At 34.6% G+C, this 17,611-nt stretch carries 15 protein-coding genes and 2 pseudogenes; 7 read left to right on the top strand and 10 right to left on the bottom strand.

The window, feature by feature from the left end:
- Positions 1–121 precede the first annotated feature (121 nt).
- The 6 genes and pseudogenes from HF197_RS01325 to HF197_RS01300 all read right to left on the bottom strand — a co-directional run bounded on the left by HF197_RS01325 (position 122) and on the right by HF197_RS01300 (position 4,962).
- Positions 122–622 carry a hypothetical protein gene (locus tag HF197_RS01325; protein WP_168463970.1) on the bottom strand — a complete coding sequence of 167 codons (501 nt, stop codon included), beginning with the start codon at positions 620–622 and terminating at the stop codon, positions 122–124.
- A gap of 93 nt (positions 623–715) precedes the next feature.
- Positions 716–2,076, bottom strand: a pseudogene (gene tnpC / locus HF197_RS01320) (IS66 family transposase).
- Between the two features lie 267 nt (positions 2,077–2,343).
- Entirely contained in the window at positions 2,344–3,102 is a 759-nt protein-coding gene (locus tag HF197_RS01315) for a hypothetical protein (protein WP_168463969.1), read from the bottom strand.
- Positions 3,103–3,318: 216 nt separating this feature from the next.
- The gene (locus tag HF197_RS01310) at positions 3,319–3,636 is read right to left on the bottom strand and encodes a hypothetical protein (RefSeq protein ID WP_246168529.1); all 318 of its coding nucleotides are present in this window, start codon (positions 3,634–3,636) and stop codon (positions 3,319–3,321) included.
- A 93-nt stretch (positions 3,637–3,729) separates the two neighbouring features.
- A pseudogene (locus HF197_RS01305) lies at positions 3,730–4,499 on the bottom strand (IS5 family transposase).
- A gap of 46 nt (positions 4,500–4,545) precedes the next feature.
- Positions 4,546–4,962: a hypothetical protein gene (locus HF197_RS01300; RefSeq protein WP_246168527.1), complete on the bottom strand. Its 417-nt coding sequence runs from the start codon at positions 4,960–4,962 to the stop codon at positions 4,546–4,548.
- Positions 4,963–5,127: 165 nt separating this feature from the next.
- On the opposite strand from HF197_RS01300, the gene HF197_RS01295 reads away from it, so the two are divergent.
- Positions 5,128–6,519, top strand: coding sequence for a hypothetical protein (locus tag HF197_RS01295; RefSeq protein WP_168463968.1), 1,392 nt, complete (start codon positions 5,128–5,130; stop codon positions 6,517–6,519).
- A 66-nt stretch (positions 6,520–6,585) separates the two neighbouring features.
- On the opposite strand, the gene HF197_RS01290 is transcribed toward HF197_RS01295, so the two are convergent.
- Positions 6,586–7,389 (bottom strand): DUF2163 domain-containing protein, encoded by an 804-nt coding sequence (locus tag HF197_RS01290; protein ID WP_168463967.1) that lies wholly within the window; start codon positions 7,387–7,389, stop codon positions 6,586–6,588.
- A gap of 184 nt (positions 7,390–7,573) precedes the next feature.
- Between HF197_RS01290 and fumC the strand changes: the two genes are divergently transcribed.
- Complete coding sequence (gene fumC / locus HF197_RS01285) at positions 7,574–8,962, top strand: class II fumarate hydratase (RefSeq protein WP_168463966.1); 1,389 nt, start codon at positions 7,574–7,576, stop codon at positions 8,960–8,962.
- Between the two features lie 30 nt (positions 8,963–8,992).
- Here the strand turns inward: fumC and HF197_RS01280 are convergent, their stop codons facing one another.
- From HF197_RS01280 to HF197_RS01270, 3 genes are all read right to left on the bottom strand, one after another.
- Positions 8,993–9,553: an outer membrane beta-barrel protein gene (locus HF197_RS01280; protein ID WP_168463965.1), complete on the bottom strand. Its 561-nt coding sequence runs from the start codon at positions 9,551–9,553 to the stop codon at positions 8,993–8,995.
- A 252-nt stretch (positions 9,554–9,805) separates the two neighbouring features.
- Complete coding sequence (locus HF197_RS01275; protein ID WP_168463964.1) at positions 9,806–10,189, bottom strand: hypothetical protein; 384 nt, start codon at positions 10,187–10,189, stop codon at positions 9,806–9,808.
- 157 nt (positions 10,190–10,346) lie between these two features.
- Complete coding sequence (locus HF197_RS01270) at positions 10,347–11,303, bottom strand: IS5 family transposase (protein WP_168463947.1); 957 nt, start codon at positions 11,301–11,303, stop codon at positions 10,347–10,349.
- A gap of 74 nt (positions 11,304–11,377) precedes the next feature.
- Between HF197_RS01270 and HF197_RS01265 the strand changes: the two genes are divergently transcribed.
- The 5 genes from HF197_RS01265 (at position 11,378) to gyrB (ending at position 17,562) form a co-directional block, all read left to right on the top strand.
- On the top strand, positions 11,378–12,586 hold the full coding sequence (locus tag HF197_RS01265) for an ankyrin repeat domain-containing protein (protein ID WP_168463963.1): 1,209 nt from the start codon (positions 11,378–11,380) through the stop codon (positions 12,584–12,586).
- A 99-nt stretch (positions 12,587–12,685) separates the two neighbouring features.
- Positions 12,686–13,843 carry a hypothetical protein gene (locus HF197_RS01260; RefSeq protein ID WP_168463962.1) on the top strand — a complete coding sequence of 386 codons (1,158 nt, stop codon included), beginning with the start codon at positions 12,686–12,688 and terminating at the stop codon, positions 13,841–13,843.
- Positions 13,844–13,943: 100 nt separating this feature from the next.
- Positions 13,944–14,378, top strand: coding sequence for a hypothetical protein (locus HF197_RS01255; protein ID WP_168463961.1), 435 nt, complete (start codon positions 13,944–13,946; stop codon positions 14,376–14,378).
- Between the two features lie 284 nt (positions 14,379–14,662).
- Positions 14,663–14,956 carry a hypothetical protein gene (locus tag HF197_RS01250; RefSeq protein WP_168463960.1) on the top strand — a complete coding sequence of 98 codons (294 nt, stop codon included), beginning with the start codon at positions 14,663–14,665 and terminating at the stop codon, positions 14,954–14,956.
- Positions 14,957–15,186: 230 nt separating this feature from the next.
- Entirely contained in the window at positions 15,187–17,562 is a 2,376-nt protein-coding gene (gene gyrB / locus HF197_RS01245) for a DNA topoisomerase (ATP-hydrolyzing) subunit B (RefSeq protein ID WP_168463959.1), read from the top strand.
- Positions 17,563–17,611 lie beyond the last annotated feature (49 nt).

Here is a 17,611-nt window from a genome sequence, read left to right as displayed (position 1 = left end):
AGCTATTGCTTTCACAAGGGCACAAGACCATTAAGACCTTAGTGCCCTTGTGAAAGCAATAGCTCAATTATTTTTGCTCTTAATTTATTGTTCTCTGCTTTCAGGGTATCAACTTTTGGTTCTAGCTAACACAAGTTACTGTTTCTTTATGTTGAGAAGTTTTAATGTCGTCCAACTTACTAAAAGCATTAAAAGTAACGAATATCCCCCCTCCTAATAATAATAAGCCTACTAATATTGTAATACAAGCAGCTGCAAGCGCTTCTTCAGGTGTAGAAAGTATAGTTGCTGGCCATACAAAACTACTAGAAACCATACAAGTCGAAGCACCTGACAATGCAACACCCATAGCAAACTGTGCATACTGTAAATGTAATTGCCTTTTTTGAATCGTATATACCACTTCCTTATAATTTCCATTATTAACTTTTTCAATTAATTTATCTAGCTCCTTTTTACTAAACCTATACCTAAATACACCTGCTTCAAGAATTGAGCTAGTAACATCTTTATGCTTGTCGAAAAGGTACTTCCATGCATCTTTTTTACTACCATCAGCTTCACCCTTACCAATATCGTTGTAAAAAACCTCTTCCCAAGCTACAATACTTATCAGTGTCATTACACGTTTCTAAGATACTTTCAATAGCCGGAATATTGTTTTCTGATATAGCATAATTCAAAGGTAGGCCAGGTATCCATTCAGGTGTATGGCTTAAGAAGCAATAGCCAGTAGGTTTTGAAAAGGATTTAACTTCTTTTGCCTCCAAGTCAAGTACAATGAAATTATCCTCTCAAGAAACATATTTCCCCGTTTCGATTGTGTAAAATATGAAACTTTTCGGTAAACAACGTAATGCCGAATCTGTCGCTCAGCATAGTTGTTTGTCAGTGGAATATTTTCTGGATCGTCCAAAAATTTCCACATCATCAGATCCGATTTCATGATATTTTTTGCTACTCGAGACGCTCCAATTGCCTCGGGTAAATTTGATATATTCTTTAAGTAATATCTCGTTCGCTTGCGTAATTTTCTTGCTCTTCTTATGAACCTTAATGTGTCTATTTCATCCTTTAACAGAGCTTTTTTCAATGCAAATAATTCAGTAGCAACATTCCTTAAATAATACCCCAAAACTTTCACTTCGCTATTCCAACTATGAGACAACCTTTCAAAATCTCTTGCTAAATGTGCCCAACAGACCTGCCTTTTCTTGCTGGAAAAGTAGTTGTAAGCTGCATATCTGTCGGTCACTACTAGGTTGTTATTCTTTCCAAATTTACTATTTTCCAGGACTTTCATCCCTCTTGACTCTGTCAATTTGATCACACTTCCTATTTTGCTCGCAAACATCCAGCACCAGCCCTGTTTACCTTTGTTGTAATGGCTAGTTTCATCGATATGTAAAATTTTGCTCTTGCTTACCTCTTCCTCAATTTGCTCATATGCTTCTTGGCATTTTTCTGCCACTCTAGCCTCGCTATTTGATACACTACCGACGCTGATATCCAGGTTGAAAATGTCCTTTATAATATTTGCCACTTCTTTTTTCGAATTCTTGTAAAATCCACTTAATGCTGCAATTACTGACTTAACTCTTGGACCAAATGTGTCCGCAGTTACTCCTTCTTGTAGCTTGCTACTTTTTCTTTTTCCACATCTTTTGCAACGTCCATGCTCTAGTTGATATTCAACTACATACGGCTTGATTTCCGGCAAATCGACCTTTTGATGAGTATACGGATCTTTTGATACCGCAATTTCTCCTCCGCACTCACACGTATTGGGCAGTTCTATTTTTACCATCTCATCTGCCTCCATTTTAGGGCGGTAACTGCCTTTATGTCCAACCTGTGCTCCTACTTTCCTGTCACTTTTTGGCTTATTTTCCCTCATCTTATATAATTCTTTGGAGCTTGGTATAGATGAATTTTTTGAACTTAAGCCAAGCCTTTCTTTTAACTCAGCGTTTTCGATCCTTAGCGCTTTATTTTCTGCTTTAAGCTCTTCTATTTTTGTTTCTAACTTTTCTATAGTCTGCTTAAACTTTCGCAAAATCCTAAAAGATCAACCATATTACCTCATAGCCACTCTAGTTTACCTTTTTAGCATTCCTTGTCTACTCTTTATTTTACCGCCCGGCTGAATGGATACATTTCTGCTACCATTTCCTCTTTAGCACTTTCAAGTAGCTATTGCCTCAGAAAGATGGCGAAGGTGACGGCTGAAAAAATTTCCCTGATCTTTCAAATATCCTTCCATAGCTTCATAAATAGTGCACCCATCTAACAAGCTTTCCTATTTCCTTGCTCTTGTCAGGGATTTAGCAGGTATATTAACTATCAACATCCTATACCTTGTTGCTTTGAAGTGTTAGTGATTTGAGTCGCTTCATCGCTTACTGTTGCTTCTTTAAACTCCTTGCCAAGCTCTTTAGCCTGCACTTTGACTTTGTCATTTAAATTTTTGAAGTTACTATGTTCTTTTACATCCAAATCTTTCTTTGCAGTATCTATTTCAATTTCTTGCTTTTTCTCATATGGCTCTAACGTACTTTTTAAGACACTTCCTATACCGAGCGAAATATTTTTTCCTGCTACAGAGAGCTTACCTTTTGATGCATAATCTACTAGCGCTAAAGCTCCAACTACTAAACCACCTATAGGGCCAAACAATGAAAAAGCTAGCACTGTTGACGCTACTCTTGCTGTATTGCCTAAGGCAGTAGTTCCTTTGCTCTCCTCCTCTTCGCTAAAAATCTTTGTCATCAGATTACTTAAAGGCTTTCTTACTTTTTCATTAATAAAATTTTTAACTGAACTGGCTAAATTGACTAAAGGTTTGCGTATTTTTTTGTTAACAAAATCCGTAAAGGGGTCAGCTAAGGGTTTCACAATAATTCCACCTATTCCAGATATTAGTGCAACGACTACCCCCAAACCTATACAAGCTATGGGATTCATAACAAGTAAGGCGGCTGGTAAAAATAAAGGAGGAGCAATAACAAGAAGTGCTGGCCCAAAGATTATACTCGCAATATAGACATAAATACCAAATTTTGCACCAGCCTTGAAATCACTGGAAAAACTTTTACTTCTCATATCCTACCCTACCAATTAAAGTATTATCAATATAGCATGCAAGTAATAAATAATTAGTAAATAGATAATTTTTGCGTTTTATTAAAAAAACTTTAAATTTATTTTATAAGCGACGAAATCTTATGACTCACACTTGGGGTTTATTGCAAGCAGGGCAGAAAGAAGGCTATACCTAGATTCATTTTCCATAGAAAACTCCAATTCTTTGTATTATGTTTATAGCTTCTGAGCTATATTACCGTAAGTTATCGATATACTTGGTAATTTTTGCTTTAGTAATTGCTTATTAATAGCAGAGTGAATACGCTTAATTATTTTAGGTGTGCTTTTTTTATCACAATTGATCAGAATGAAAAGCACTTTGTTCCTATCGGTATAACCAAGAAAATCATCAATACGGCAATTTTTTTGAAAATGCTCTATTACAGTTTTGAGCGCATCATCTGTCTCACAGCTACTGTTTAGGCCAATTAATCCTACTGCTGCATCGATTTTATATTTAAGAGAGAAATTTAATATGACATATAACTCCAAAATAGTAGATTCATCGTCTGGTATGCCAAATAAAAAGTGGTCTTTATATTTTTTGCCAGCAAGATATTCACCTCTAAGAAGGTGTCTGCAAACTCAAGAATTAGCTAATTTAGTAAGCATAATAGTAGTCATATTAAAGAAAATATTGGTTTCCGAAGTTTGAGGAGAATGCTCATAATCCTTACTCATACGCCTAAAATTGGAAAGCCAAGCAAAAGTTCTTTCAACAATCCAACGCTTCGGTATAACCTCAAATCCCGCAATATTAGGAGCTTTTTTTGCTATTGTAAATAAACATCCTGTTTTTATTAAGCATCTGTTTTTAAGGTTACCTGTGTATCCTTGATCAGCAAAAAACCTCTGTAATGTTGGTATTTTTTGTTTTGCTTTTACCAGAAGATCTAAAGCTCCCTCGCGGTCTTGGATGCTTGCACTGTGTACATCTGCCGTAATCACGAGTCCTAGCGTGTCTACAATAATATGCCGTTTTCGACCTTTTATTTTCTTGCCAGCATCGTAACCTCTGGCCCCCCTTTTTGAGTCGTTTTTACTGATTGGCTGTCAATTATTCCAACTGATGGTGTGGCTCTTTTACCAACTACCTCCCTTACTTTTTTTACTAAAATATCGTGTATTTCTTGCCATTTTCCAGTGTTTTTTAGTCGTGTGTTCCAACTGTAAATTGTCTTCCATGGTGGGAAATCCTTAGGTAATTGTCTCCATTGGCAGCCTGTTCTCATTACGTACCTTATTGCATTAATAATTGTTCTAATATCGTGTTTTCTTGGTCTACCTGTCTTTTTTGGCTCAAAATATGGCTTTAAAATTTCCCATTCACTGTCTTTTATGTCACTTGGATACATGTTAAAGTTATCCTTGTATCACATAATTGTCCTTTTTTCTACTTTTCTACATACTTTGCAGACACCTTCTAAAGATTCCTAATTTATAGAATAAGCTAATATCCCGTATTAGTAGCTCGTAATTTATTTTATTACTAACGAATTGTGTAGTGCGAAAAACTTTAACTTTTACCCTGATAATCTGCCATTTAGCGTCAATTAAAGAAAAATCTATCACTTTATGTAATATATCTAATAAATCATATCCATCTTCGGTATAATCTAAACTATCTTTTATACTATCAGCCACCCTTACATTTAAAATATCAACTAACGGCCTATTAAGAAGACTTTCTTTTTCATATTTTAATAAATCACTTGCAACTTGATTTAACCCTAAAATCAATAAAGTTTTTTTTTCATTATCCTGACAGACAGAGATCACAGCATCATCTTTTCTTCTTGCAGTTATGGACTCTTCCATACATTTATCTTGTGTAATGCATTCACCAAGTATAATAAAATTATATTAAATTTTATTTACTTATTAACATTATATTTAATTAAGCATAAATTACCAGAATAATTGACTTTTTCATAAAATTATGCAATAATTAACTATATTGATTTTGAAATTAAGGAGTAAAGTGTGTCATACGATAGTTTAACACCAGAGCAAAAATCATTATTTATTACGCTACAACATCAAATAGAAAATAATGATGAAATTAATCCGACATTGGCAATCCACAGGCCAGAAGATATAAAGGCAGTTCTCACAGCTACTCGAAAAATAAAAATTCCAACAAAGAACGGCAATCTAGACGGTATTGGATCACTGCTTGGAATTATTTATGTTTTTGCTAAAGATTACCGTATTATTGAGTTTGTTAACGGCATATTGGATAAAGATAAAGAGGTAGATATATTAAACAACATTCTTATTTCCCACTGTGTTACTACTCTAGAAAAAAATGGGGTAACAACTAGTCGCACGCCGTTTGAATGTGCTCTTGATTATGCTAAGGAAAAAAAAGATCCTCAGATTATTTGTGATATATTGGATAAAGCTAAAGAGGCAATAGAGTTAAGAGAAGTTCTCACTACTACTTGTTATACTAAAAAAGAAAATGGGGAAATATATAATACCACGCCACTTGCAGGCGTTCTTGAATATACTATAGAAAAAAATGATCCTCGGCTTATTGGCGATGTACTGGGTAGAGCTAGAAGGGTAGGTATATTAGAAAAAATGTTTTTTTCTTATTGTGCAGTTAGAGAAAAAAATGGGGAAATATACAATTACATGCCGCTTGCATATGCTTTGCACAAAAATAATATTACGCTTGCTAATTATATACTATGTCATGCTAAAGAGGCAGGAGTGCCCAAAAAAGTTCTTACTACTACTTGTTATACTATAACAAAAAATGGGGAAATATCTCGTTACAAACCACTTGATTACGCTGAAACTATTCACGACGAAAGCTTTGAAATTATCAGACGAATAATACAAGGCTTTGATTCTCAAGTGCCGACACAGACAAATAATGAAGATTTAAATGAGCAGGCTACTACTTCAACACTTGAGCCACAAAACGCAAGCTCTGAAACGAACGAACAACAAGACCTTGGTCCTCTTATATATATAGACGAGAGGGATTTAAGTTATCCGGCCATTATTTCAACACCTGATCAACAAGATAAAAAAACTAAAAAAACCCCGACCTTCTTCAACATGCACGGAGCAGCAGCTATTATTGGCTTTTTCGCTGTGGATATTGGATTTATAGCATATGGAATTATTGCTGTCTTTTATCCTGACATCCTTCCTCCTGAATCGGCTATTGCTGTAATGGTCATAGGAGCAACATTATTATGTATGTCATTAACAATGGCAATCGCAATGACTTGTAGTTCAATTAGTGAAAGAGCAGCACAAGATGGCACAAGTAAGCGTAAAGCTGCTGGAAGCGTGTTAAGCGATATGTTTGTTCCTAAGTGCTTTAAGTCACAAGAACAGGGAACGGATAATACATAAGTTATTCCTGTAAAAGTCATGTCATATGATAACACCCACGTCGGCGAATAATATACAAGAAATCTATTAACTATAATAGCCTGGTATACAAGGTTCACCTCGAAAATTAATAGCGTTGTCGAATTTATTTTTACACGTTGAAAATGTTTTATCACAACCTGCAAGTATTGAGTATCGATTCCCAGCAGAAATTTGACACGGGGGCGGAATAAACAACGTAACTATTTTATTTTTGTATTCCTTAACAACACACTCGAATTCTTTGTATGCTAAGAATCTTACTATTCCATGTTTATAATACCCATCACTCTCAGTTAAATTTCTATCTTCGAAACTTCTTTCATCTATTACTTTAGTAATTACACTTATCTTATTGAATTTCTTAGTATCTGCTCTACACTTATCATCACAAAATTGTGCCCTGCATGTTGGAGAATACAGTTCTCCTATGCTTTTTTCAAGCTGTGCTGAAAGTCCTTTGATCTCAACAATAAATCTACCATTATTCAGTGTTATTTTACCAAAAGTTCCTGAACGTAGAATCATTTTTCCCTGGTTCAAATCATTGTAATTTACAAGAAATATTTCAATACTGGCAAAGTCGTATTTCCCTGCCAAAACTTCTTCTTCTTTAATATCATTACTATTTAATATTCCTTCAATTTCCAGATTATCAGTCCTTAAATTGCCATTTAGTATAACGTGACTTGCTGTAAATCCACTTGAAGATTTATACGTTGTATTGCCAATGCTTAAATCATTATCACAATCAGTAAACCCCTTCACTCTTTTATCGATGAGTGTTAACTTCCAACATGTAGCAATGGTAAGTAATTCACCAGCTAAATGTTTTTTCAATGTACTCTGCATGATTGCCTCCTATGTATAAGTATGTGAGTTTAAATAAATGATGCGCAAGCTACATTACAGGAAAAAGGAGAGTCTTGCGCAATTTTCAAATGGTACTTCGCTCTCTTTTTAGAAAGCTTATACAAGACTGATTGTAATTGACTTTTTACTCACTGCAAGATATTTTTTAGAAAATTAAAAAAAAATGGAACAAACTAGAACAGAGTCAGATAGCTTGGGAGAAATCAAAGTACCAAGTGAACATTATTGGGGAGCACAAACACAGCGCTCTTTAGAGAATTTTAAAATTGGCACGGAAAAAATGCCAGAGCCTTTAATTAAAGCATTGGCAATAGTAAAGCTTGCAGCAGCACGTGTTAACATAAGGAATGGTAGCATTGAAAACCAAGTTGGAAACGCAATCTGCACAGTCGCAGAGGAAATCATAGATGGAAAATTTAACAACGAGTTTCCACTTGTGGTTTGGCAAACTGGATCTGGAACGCAGACTAACATGAATATGAATGAAGTGATTAGTAACCGTGCTATAGAAATTCTAAATGGTAATTTAGGTAGCAAATCTCCAGTTCATCCAAACGACCACGTAAATTATGGTCAATCATCCAATGACACTTTTCCAACAGCAATGCATATAGCAGCAGCAGAGCAGATAAATAATTTACTCATTCCAAATATGGAAGAATTATACAAAGTGTTAAATAGTAAAGCGGAAGAGTTTAAGAAGATAATAAAAGTAGGGCGCACTCATTTACAAGATGCAACACCTTTAACCTTGGGACAAGAATTTTCTGGCTACGCAGTACAGATTAAAAAGGGAATAGATAGGGTAAAGTCAACCTTAGGCAACGTATATGAACTTGCACAGGGTGGCACTGCAGTTGGTACGGGATTAAATACCAAAAAGGGTTTTGCTGAAGATTTTGCTAAAGAAGTGGCAAAAATTACCAATCTTTCATTTACTTCAGCAGACAATAAATTTGAGGCATTAGCAGCAAATGATGCGTTAGTCGAGCTAAGCGGTGCACTAAATACAGCAGCAGTAAGTTTAATGAAAATCGCAAATGACATAAGGTTGCTTGGCTCTGGTCCAAGGTGTGGTATTGGAGAAATAATATTGCCAGAGAATGAGCCTGGTTCTTCGATTATGCCGGGTAAAGTAAATCCAACTCAATGTGAAGCAGTAACTATGGTATGTACTCAAATTATGGGAAATCATGTTGCAGTTACTATTGGCGGTTCAAATGGTCACTTTGAGCTAAACGTATTTAAGCCAGTTATAATTTACAATGTGTTGCAATCCATAAGACTATTGGCTGATGCAAGTTTAAACTTTACTGAGAAATGCATTACCGGTATTAAAGCAAATGAAGAGAGAATAAAGAATTTACTAAATCAATCACTAATGTTAGTCACTGTATTAAATACACATATAGGGTATGACAATGCAGCGAAAATAGCGAAACTTGCTTATAAAGAGAATATCACTCTGAAAGAAGCAGCGATAAAACTGCAGCTACTTTCTGAAGAAGGATTTGAAAAGATAGTAAAGCCAGAGGAAATGGTGAGTTTTTAAGTGGCAGATAGCGTACTGCCACTTTATGAATTATATATTATATTTTAATCCAATTTCTATAGCCTTATGAGTAAAAACTTCACGTGGATCTGGTTTTTTAGCATTTAGAACATTGAGAAACCTATAACCAGCAAATAGCTCAGTTGCATTACCTGCACTGTAACTTACGCCAACTTTTCCTTGATAAGCGCTTTTCAGTCCATCGAAGTGATAGAAAAGTGGTTGGGCTAAACCTATACCAAAGCCAACGTACGGAGTAAAATTACTGCTATTATTAAAATGATAGTAAGCATTTGCCATTAATGCAGGAATTAAGCTCTCTCTATCTTTTTCTGCAATAAATGAAATAACACCTTCAAGCTCCGCACTAACATCTTTATTAATTTTATAACCAGCAGAGACACTGATTGATTTGCTCAATAAGTCATTAATAGGAACTATTTGGCCAAGACTCAGACCTACATAGAAGTTTCCTGCATATTTACTATTAATGCTGCTCTTACTGCTTTCAGATGCAAAAGATGCACTAGAAACACAGATTAACAACAACGTTGCAATCGCTGTTTTGAGTAGTGATTTTAATATACTCATGCATCTTTGATATATTATATTATTAGTAGCATATCATAAATAAATTAATAAAATAAGTAACTCTTTTGATATAAAATGAACTAAATTATATATAAAATCTTAATCCAATTTCTAGAGTCTCATGATCAACATTACTTCTACCTGTATACAATGGAATACTAAACAATCTATAACCAGCAAATATCTCAGTTGCATTACCAGCCCTGTAACTGAAGCCCGCTTTTCCTTGGAGAGCATTCAGCCCATACACACTTAAGGGGCAATAGATGCTTCGGAGAATCCAATACCAAAGCCAATGTACGGAGTAAAATTACTTCTATTATAAAAATGAAAGTAAGCATTTGCCATCAATGTCAAAATGATGCTTGTTCTGTCTGCATTATTCAATGATGCAAGAGTACTATCAATCTCCGCGTTAAGATATTTAACTTTATAACCGACAGAGGCACTAATTGATTTGCTCAATAAGTCATTAATAGGGATTACTTGGCCAAGACTCAGACCTATATAGAAGTTTCCTGTACGTTTACTATTAACGCTGTTCTTACTGCTTTCAGAGGCAAAAGATGCACTTGAAACACAGATTAGCAATAATATTGCAATCGCTGTTTTGAGTAGTGATTTTAATATACTCATGCATCTTTGATATATTATATTATTAGTAGCATATCATAAATAAATTAATAAAATAAGTAACCCTTTTGATATAAAATGAACTGAATTAGATGTTAAATCTTAATCCAATCTGGCTTTGTTGCATCGCTCTTTGGATAGGAGGCAATGCATAATAAATTCATGAAGCTATCTCAAATTTAGCCATGCCTATTTCAGTAAATTTGTTCAGCAAATAACACTTGAGTAGCATTTCTTTCTCACGGTTAATCTCAGATTTGTTCCTAAAACTAAACCCAAATGTTTGCTTCAGTCGCGAGAAAAAACTTTCTATATAAGATCTCTTCCCATAATTTATCTCTTTTTTCCACTTCTTCATACCATCTTCACCATATGACTTTATGAACTTGATTGTAGAATTTCTCTCAGCCATATAATCCAGCTTTGGATGCTCCACTGCATTGTTTTGTAGTGGAATTTTTGTCTTTATGCCAAGCTCATTGCATAATTTGTATAACTTCTTTCGATTATATGCTCTGTCTGCATATAGTGTGCTTATATTGTATTTAGCATTAGCCCTTGCAATAAGATCACAGGCTCCATAGTGGTCAGAATAAACTCCACTACTGTATTTTGCAGCTATGACTTTTTTGCTACCTATCTCCAGCATTACATGCAATTTTCTTGTTTGCTTATAGCCACGGTACTTTCTATCTGTACCGTTTGCCTTACTATGGCCTGGAATATTATTGTAGATGCTTATTCCAGTGCTATCTATGGCGATCTCAATATTTTCCATACTGTTTTTATCATGTCTTCGATCATTAATTTTTAAGTTAAGCTTTTTGAATCTTCTGGAAGCCTGGGAATAGCTGATAACTTGCAAATTTTTTCCTATTTGCTCAAGGTATCCCGCTATAAACCCCACCGTTTGTCTTAGGCCTATTCTAAACAAATAAGTTATTATGTGAATTAGAATTACGACTTTATCACTATAAATATTGTTGCCACCGGCCATTTTGGGACTTTTTTTGTACCAATTTTCTATGGCATCGTTGACGTAATAAAAAATATTTCCTCTTTCTTGGAGAAATTTGTTATATTCGTAGCAGTTACTGACTTTCATTTTGACTGGCATATTTTTCCTTTGTCGGTTAAATGCCTGTTTATAATGAATTTCGTCAGTAACTCCCAGTTCTTTTTACCTTAGCTATGCAACAAAGCCCAATAGAACAAAAAAATATTGAATTTATTAAATTACTTATAGAAAACGAAAAAGAGACGCACATCTTGCGTGAAGCCATAAAGCAAGGAAATTTGAAAAGAGTAAAATTTCTTGTAGAACATAGTGCAAATGTTAATGAGAAGTATGAACACAATCGCACACCACTACACATCGCCATTGGATTCAAACGGTTAGAAATAGCAAAATTCCTAATAGAAAAAGGGGCAGATGTTAATGCAAAAATTGAACATCATGGCAAAGATGATCTAACGCCAATGCATCTTGCAGTGTTTGCAAAAACGACAGAGTTTCTAGAACTACTGATTAACAATAATGCATTGATTAATGAAAGAGAAAGCATTGAAGGACATACTCCTCTTCATCTTGCTGCTCTATATGGCAACACGAGTGTGCTACAAGCATTGGTTGGTAAAGGTCAAAATATTGAAGATGTAGACAATAATGGTCGTATAGCTTTATTTTTAGCTTTGAGGCAATGCACTGAACAGAAAAATGACAGTAGAGTAGAAGTAATTGAGTATTTAATCAATAAGCTTAAAGCAGATGTAACTAAAAAGGATAATAATAACAACACAGTTCTTTTTTTTGCTGCTAATAATTGCCCTGGGAAGGTAGTGGAGCTTATTATTAAGAAATTTAAAGAAAATTTTGGTGAAGGCAAGCTGAAGGATTTTTTTCATCACAAAAATGTAGATGGTGTGGATGCTTTGGATATTGCGCTTAATAGTGGAAATGAAGAAGTAATTAAAGTTCTGAGATCATATGGAGCTGATATTGAAAATAAAGTAAATGGTGAAAGTCGCCTATTTCGTTCAGTAAAAGAAAATGATACAAGGAAAGTAGAATTACTCCTAGAGAATGGAGCATTTGCTGATACCGCAGACGATTATGACACTACACCTATATATTTCGCCATTAGAAATGGAAATATAGATATTAATAATTTATTATTGAAATATAATGCAAGTGTAAATCTAAATGAAAAAGAATATGGTTTGTCTCCACTACACACTGCTGCTCTAAACAATAGAAAAGAGATTGCACATGTTTTGCTAAAGAATGGAGCTAATCTTTATGCTCAAACCAATAATGGCATGGATGTAATAGACATTTCGGAAGAGCAGAGTTTAATTCAACTTTACTTGAAAGATGCTGGCCTTGCACTGATTATATAATAATTAGGCTAGAGGTAATAATATGTTAGGTAATCAAGCTAGATAGGTAATCAAGCTAGAGCAGCAAATACTGAGCAAGAACAGAGGCTTAGGGCAGCGATGGAGAGGATACAAGATGCTGCTAATATTGGCAGAGTTAAAAGATTTATTAACATAATTCTAGCCGCAAAAATAATCTGTTCATTTTATTTACTTGCACCATTTTTTATATACCTAGGAATAATAAATTACTATCTAACACCCCAAGAAAATGAAATAAAGTTGTTAGCATGGCCTAAGAACTTTGTAAGGTTTACGCTAAGTGCCATTTTATTAGTGCGTATAATTGTTTCCTCTGCATTTGTAACGCTTCTAATATTTGGGTTATGCATCCTAAATCGTGCATTTATTGCAGCAGTACAAGAGTATATGAATGCAATACAAGCAGTTCCAGAAGCAGAAAGGCAGAATTTCTTTCAAAACTTAGCTGACATTTTTCCTGTAATTGTACAGCAAACCACTCACGATCCAAGTGCAGTATCTAGTATAAACCTAAGTGTTGATAGGCTGGTAGAAAAGTACAAAAAAGCTCTAAGTAAAGAGGAGTTTTATGCGCAGCTAAATGAGGGGAATACAACTGATATTGAAGAATACATCAGAGAATCAAATGAATTTACAGAAGATGAGAAATCTCATGCTCGTAAATGCTTAGAATTTGTTAACAAAACAACAGGAGATAGCTTTAAAGACAATTATAGTAACTTAACATTAAAGCAAATGGCCATTTTATGCTGGAAGGCTTGTAATGATAGAAATACTGGAATGGATGGTCAGAGAGTTCCATTAAGTGATGAGAATATAAAAGATAGAAAAAATATGTTTATTAAAGGACTGATTGATGCAGCAACAACTTACGGTAACCGTGGTCAGAGCTGCGCAGGTGGAACGTATAATAAGATGGTTGAATCTTTATCTTCATTACATCCATCAGTAATAATTACACTTGATGAGCAAGAAGCAAGTGGAATGATAAAGGAAACAATTACTCAAAGATTCCCTGATTTGGCCAGAGAAAACCTTAATAATTTTTCTGCAGAAGAACAGGAAAAAGTTCGAGATGAATTGCCGCAATTGTCACCTGAGACAGTAAGGTTTGTTGTTACTACAAGTACAGCCCTTGAAAAAAGGTGTAAGCAGTTCAAGAGCAGACTAAATAATGAAAAAAGAGAAGAAGTATGCAGGGAATGCATAAATAATTTATCTTATGTCGCGTTGTAGCATCCAAGTGAAATAGTTAGGTAGTGATTTTTACCGTTAAGTTCTTTTGCTCTTATCAACGTATTAGCTCTGCTAATTCCAAAATAAAGAGGTCTTTGCTATGAACAGTAAAATTAAAATACCTTTATTGGCTCTTGACGCATTAAATTTTCTTCACTATCAACATGCTAAGTATTTTAATTATTTAATAGGGGGGATTATGCCTAAAGCTAGAAAAATAAAAGCACATCAAAAATTAAAAACACACTCTGCAAAGAATAACCTAAACGCAAGTGAAACTATAGTAAGTACTACAACTCAACCAAGTCCTACAGAGTTATGTGGGCCTTACACCAAGAATACACGTGGTAAATACATATATGTAACTCTTGAGGAAGCATTAAAACGTTTTAGAGAAGCATCAGAAAGCTTTGGAGAACCATCTAAAGAGCATTCAGATGCAAACTTTTTTTTAATAAAAATGACACAAAAACTAAGAAGTTTATTGACTCAATTCAAAAAGAAATTGCTAAATATATTAGTAATGACTCAATAGCAGATGTAAGATTAAGAGCGAGGGAAGATAAATCATTTGCCGCATGGGTATCACTAAAAGATAATACAAAAGAACTGCGCATTGATAAATCATTTCTTAGTGGACTCTATGAAGCCTCCAATCAAAGGGTTACATCAGCTGTTTTAGTATCTAAAGAAGACTTAAGACTATTACGTCTCTCACAAGACAATAATGGGGTAAGGCTGTACGAGATAACAAATGGATCTTCAACCATAAAATTTGATTGAGAAGTAGATGGTAAAAAGTGCAGCATTACAGTAACTATGAGTGTTGATAACACAGAAAAGAACAAGCCAAAAATTTCAGTAAACTATAGCAATTCAAGTGAAGGTTTAACTTTTGAAGATCTGGAAAAAAATACAGATGTAAAAATCAGACTTGGTTATGCTAAAATTGTTCCTCAATATAAAAACATGACTTTAAAAGAGGTAGTTGCGCTTAGTAAATCAAAAAGCATAAATTCGAACGAAACGGTAATAGCAACACCACCAACAACAAATTTAGGTGATACAGAAACAAAACAACATTGTGAAAAAAGCGGAGTATCAAAAACGTAATTGGTTGTTGTTTTCATAGCCTTTTTGTCATCTATCTAGAATCTGGTAAAACAACCGGATCCTAGCTTCACGCGCTAGAATAGTACCGTTTTGGAGCTATGCACTGAGAGTTATGCAAGCAGTCTATTAAAATTAGCAAATTTTTAAATTTCAACCCAAGGATTTAAAAATGTTGCTAATTGGTGTATCTCAATATAACATTAATAAACATTTATAAATGAAGCAATTGCATGGAAAGTAACTATAACGCTGATTCGATAAAAGTTTTAAGAGGTCTTGAGGCAGTAAGAAAACGTCCAGGTATGTACATCGGTGACACCGATGATGGATCTGGTTTACATCATATGGTGTATGAGGTTGTTGATAACGCAATAGATGAATCCTTAGCTGGATACTGTGATAAAATAGAAATTAATATCAATGCAGATGGCTCAGTGTCTGTAACTGACAACGGTCGCGGCATTCCAACCGATATCCATGAAGAAGAAGGGATATCAGCGGCAGAAGTAATAATGACCCAACTGCATGCCGGTGGTAAATTTGATAGCAATACTTATAAAGTCTCTGGTGGACTGCACGGTGTTGGTATATCAGTGGTAAATGCATTATCAAGTTGGCTAGAACTTACTATCTGGCGCAATAAAAAAGAACATTTCATGCGTTTTGAAGACGGTGAATCTCTTGAGTCTTTGAAAATAGTTAATGAGAATATAAATAAGAGAGGCACGAGAGTTACATTCATGCCATCAACAGATACTTTTAGTGGTATTGAATTTAGTTACTCAACTCTTGAAAATCGTATAAGGGAATTAGCATTTTTGAATTCAAATATCAATATCATTTTGCGTGATTTACGTAACGATTCATGCACGGAATCTCACTTTAACGATAATAAACAAAAGTCTAATGATAATTTTGGTACAGCAAGTTTTGTACGCTATTTAGATAAAAATAAGACACCGGTAACTAAAATTGCCAGCATGAGAGGCGAAGCAGCAGATCTTGGCATAGGTTTAGAATTATCAATGGAGTGGAATGATTCCTACTATGAACATATGTTATGTTTCACAAATAATATTAGACAGCGCGATGGTGGTACGCATTTGGCAGGGTTTCGATCTGCTCTAACCAGATGCATTAATACTTATGCAACTAATGAAGGATTTCTAAAGAAGGCAAAAGTAAGTTTAACTGGAGAAGATGTGAGAGAAGGTTTGACTTGCGTTCTCTCTCTTAAGATGCCTGACCCTAAATTTTCTTCACAAACGAAAGACAAGTTGGTTAGCTCTGAAGCGCGTACAGTTGTGGAAAGCATAGTTTCTGATAAGCTCAGCACAATACTTGAAACTGACCCAAAACTAGCAACGAGTATAGTAGAAAGAGCAATTAGATCAGCAAAAGGAAGAGAGGCAGCAAGAAAAGAGCGTGAGCTGGTTAAAAGTAAGAATAATATTGATATTGCAACCCTACCTGGAAAACTCGCTGATTGTCAAGAAAAGGCTCCAGAGTTGTCCGAGTTGTTTATAGTAGAAGGTAACTCTGCAGGCGGTTCTGCAAAACAGGGTCGTGATCGAAAGACACAAGCAGTGCTTGCTTTAAAAGGAAAAATTCTAAATGTAGAACGCGCAGGGCTAGATCGTATTTTCTCGTCTGCAGAAATTGGCTCTTTAATTACAGCAATTGGAGCTGGAATAGGCAGTGATAATTTCGATATTGAGAAAATAAGGTACCACAAGATAATTATCATGACAGACGCAGATGTTGATGGTTCGCATATTAGAACTTTACTTTTAACCTTCTTCTTCCGATATATGCGCGAAGTTATTGAAAAAGGCTACTTATATATAGCTCAGCCACCTCTTTATAAAGTGACAAAAAATGCTAAAGATACTTACATTAAAGATGATGCAACATTTGAAGAGTATATAATAAATTCAGCAGTAAAGAGATTGACATTAAGTGGTACAATTGCAGACCTACGCTTTATCTTAAGTAAATGCGTAAGTATTTCTAATATTAGTAAAAATTATGATAGAGAAATACCACAAAATCTCTTAGAATCAATGCTGATATTAAGCAAAAAAAATGCCTTATCATTTGCCGATGAGATAATAAAATACTTGAAGTTAATGTACAGTGAATATACCTGGGAAGTAGAAGTAAAAGAAGGCGAAATTCACATTTCTAAACTCTTTCAAGGGCTGGCAGATAAGTATGTATTTTCGCTTAGTATGCTCGAGAGTAAAGAAATAAAGAATATTCTCAACTTGCTTGACGATATAGTTAATTTATTTAATGGTGATTCATTCTTAAAGTCACAAGACACTGAGATAAAAATTACTTCCCCTAGCGCATTAGCAAATACGGTAATGGAATATGGTAAAAAAGGTCTCACTCTACAGAGATTTAAAGGTCTTGGTGAAATGAATGCTGATCAGCTATGGGAAACTACTCTCAACCCTGAAACTAGAACTCTACTTAAAGTTGAAATAAAAGATTGCGAAGAAGCAGATAGCATATTCTCAGTATTAATGGGCGACATAGTTGAACCACGCCGAGACTTTATTAATAATAACGCACTTAATGTGCATGATGTGGATATATAGAAGAGGCTAAGACTCAACCTCTTCTTTTCGCAGTTGCGTCGTATCCATT

It is taken from the genome of Wolbachia endosymbiont of Ctenocephalides felis wCfeT (assembly GCF_012277295.1).
Lineage (GTDB): Bacteria > Pseudomonadota > Alphaproteobacteria > Rickettsiales > Anaplasmataceae > Wolbachia.
This window is presented reverse-complemented; position numbering and strand designations above follow the sequence as displayed.

What these genes read in the sequence shown, in the direction of transcription:
- HF197_RS01275 (WP_168463964.1), bottom strand. Translation starts at nt 10,189, where the DNA reads ATGAGTATATTAAAATCACTACTCAAAACAGCGATTGCAATATTATTG.
- HF197_RS01255 (WP_168463961.1), top strand. Translation starts at nt 13,944, where the DNA reads ATGAACAGTAAAATTAAAATACCTTTATTGGCTCTTGACGCATTAAAT.
- HF197_RS01270 (WP_168463947.1), bottom strand. Translation starts at nt 11,303, where the DNA reads ATGCCAGTCAAAATGAAAGTCAGTAACTGCTACGAATATAACAAATTT.
- fumC (WP_168463966.1), top strand. Translation starts at nt 7,574, where the DNA reads ATGGAACAAACTAGAACAGAGTCAGATAGCTTGGGAGAAATCAAAGTA.
- HF197_RS01280 (WP_168463965.1), bottom strand. Translation starts at nt 9,553, where the DNA reads ATGAGTATATTAAAATCACTACTCAAAACAGCGATTGCAACGTTGTTG.
- HF197_RS01300 (WP_246168527.1), bottom strand. Translation starts at nt 4,962, where the DNA reads ATGGAAGAGTCCATAACTGCAAGAAGAAAAGATGATGCTGTGATCTCT.
- HF197_RS01260 (WP_168463962.1), top strand. Translation starts at nt 12,686, where the DNA reads ATGGAGAGGATACAAGATGCTGCTAATATTGGCAGAGTTAAAAGATTT.
- gyrB (WP_168463959.1), top strand. Translation starts at nt 15,187, where the DNA reads ATGGAAAGTAACTATAACGCTGATTCGATAAAAGTTTTAAGAGGTCTT.
- HF197_RS01290 (WP_168463967.1), bottom strand. Translation starts at nt 7,389, where the DNA reads ATGCAGAGTACATTGAAAAAACATTTAGCTGGTGAATTACTTACCATT.
- HF197_RS01315 (WP_168463969.1), bottom strand. Translation starts at nt 3,102, where the DNA reads ATGAGAAGTAAAAGTTTTTCCAGTGATTTCAAGGCTGGTGCAAAATTT.
- HF197_RS01325 (WP_168463970.1), bottom strand. Translation starts at nt 622, where the DNA reads ATGACACTGATAAGTATTGTAGCTTGGGAAGAGGTTTTTTACAACGAT.
- HF197_RS01250 (WP_168463960.1), top strand. Translation starts at nt 14,663, where the DNA reads ATGAGTGTTGATAACACAGAAAAGAACAAGCCAAAAATTTCAGTAAAC.
- HF197_RS01265 (WP_168463963.1), top strand. Translation starts at nt 11,378, where the DNA reads ATGCAACAAAGCCCAATAGAACAAAAAAATATTGAATTTATTAAATTA.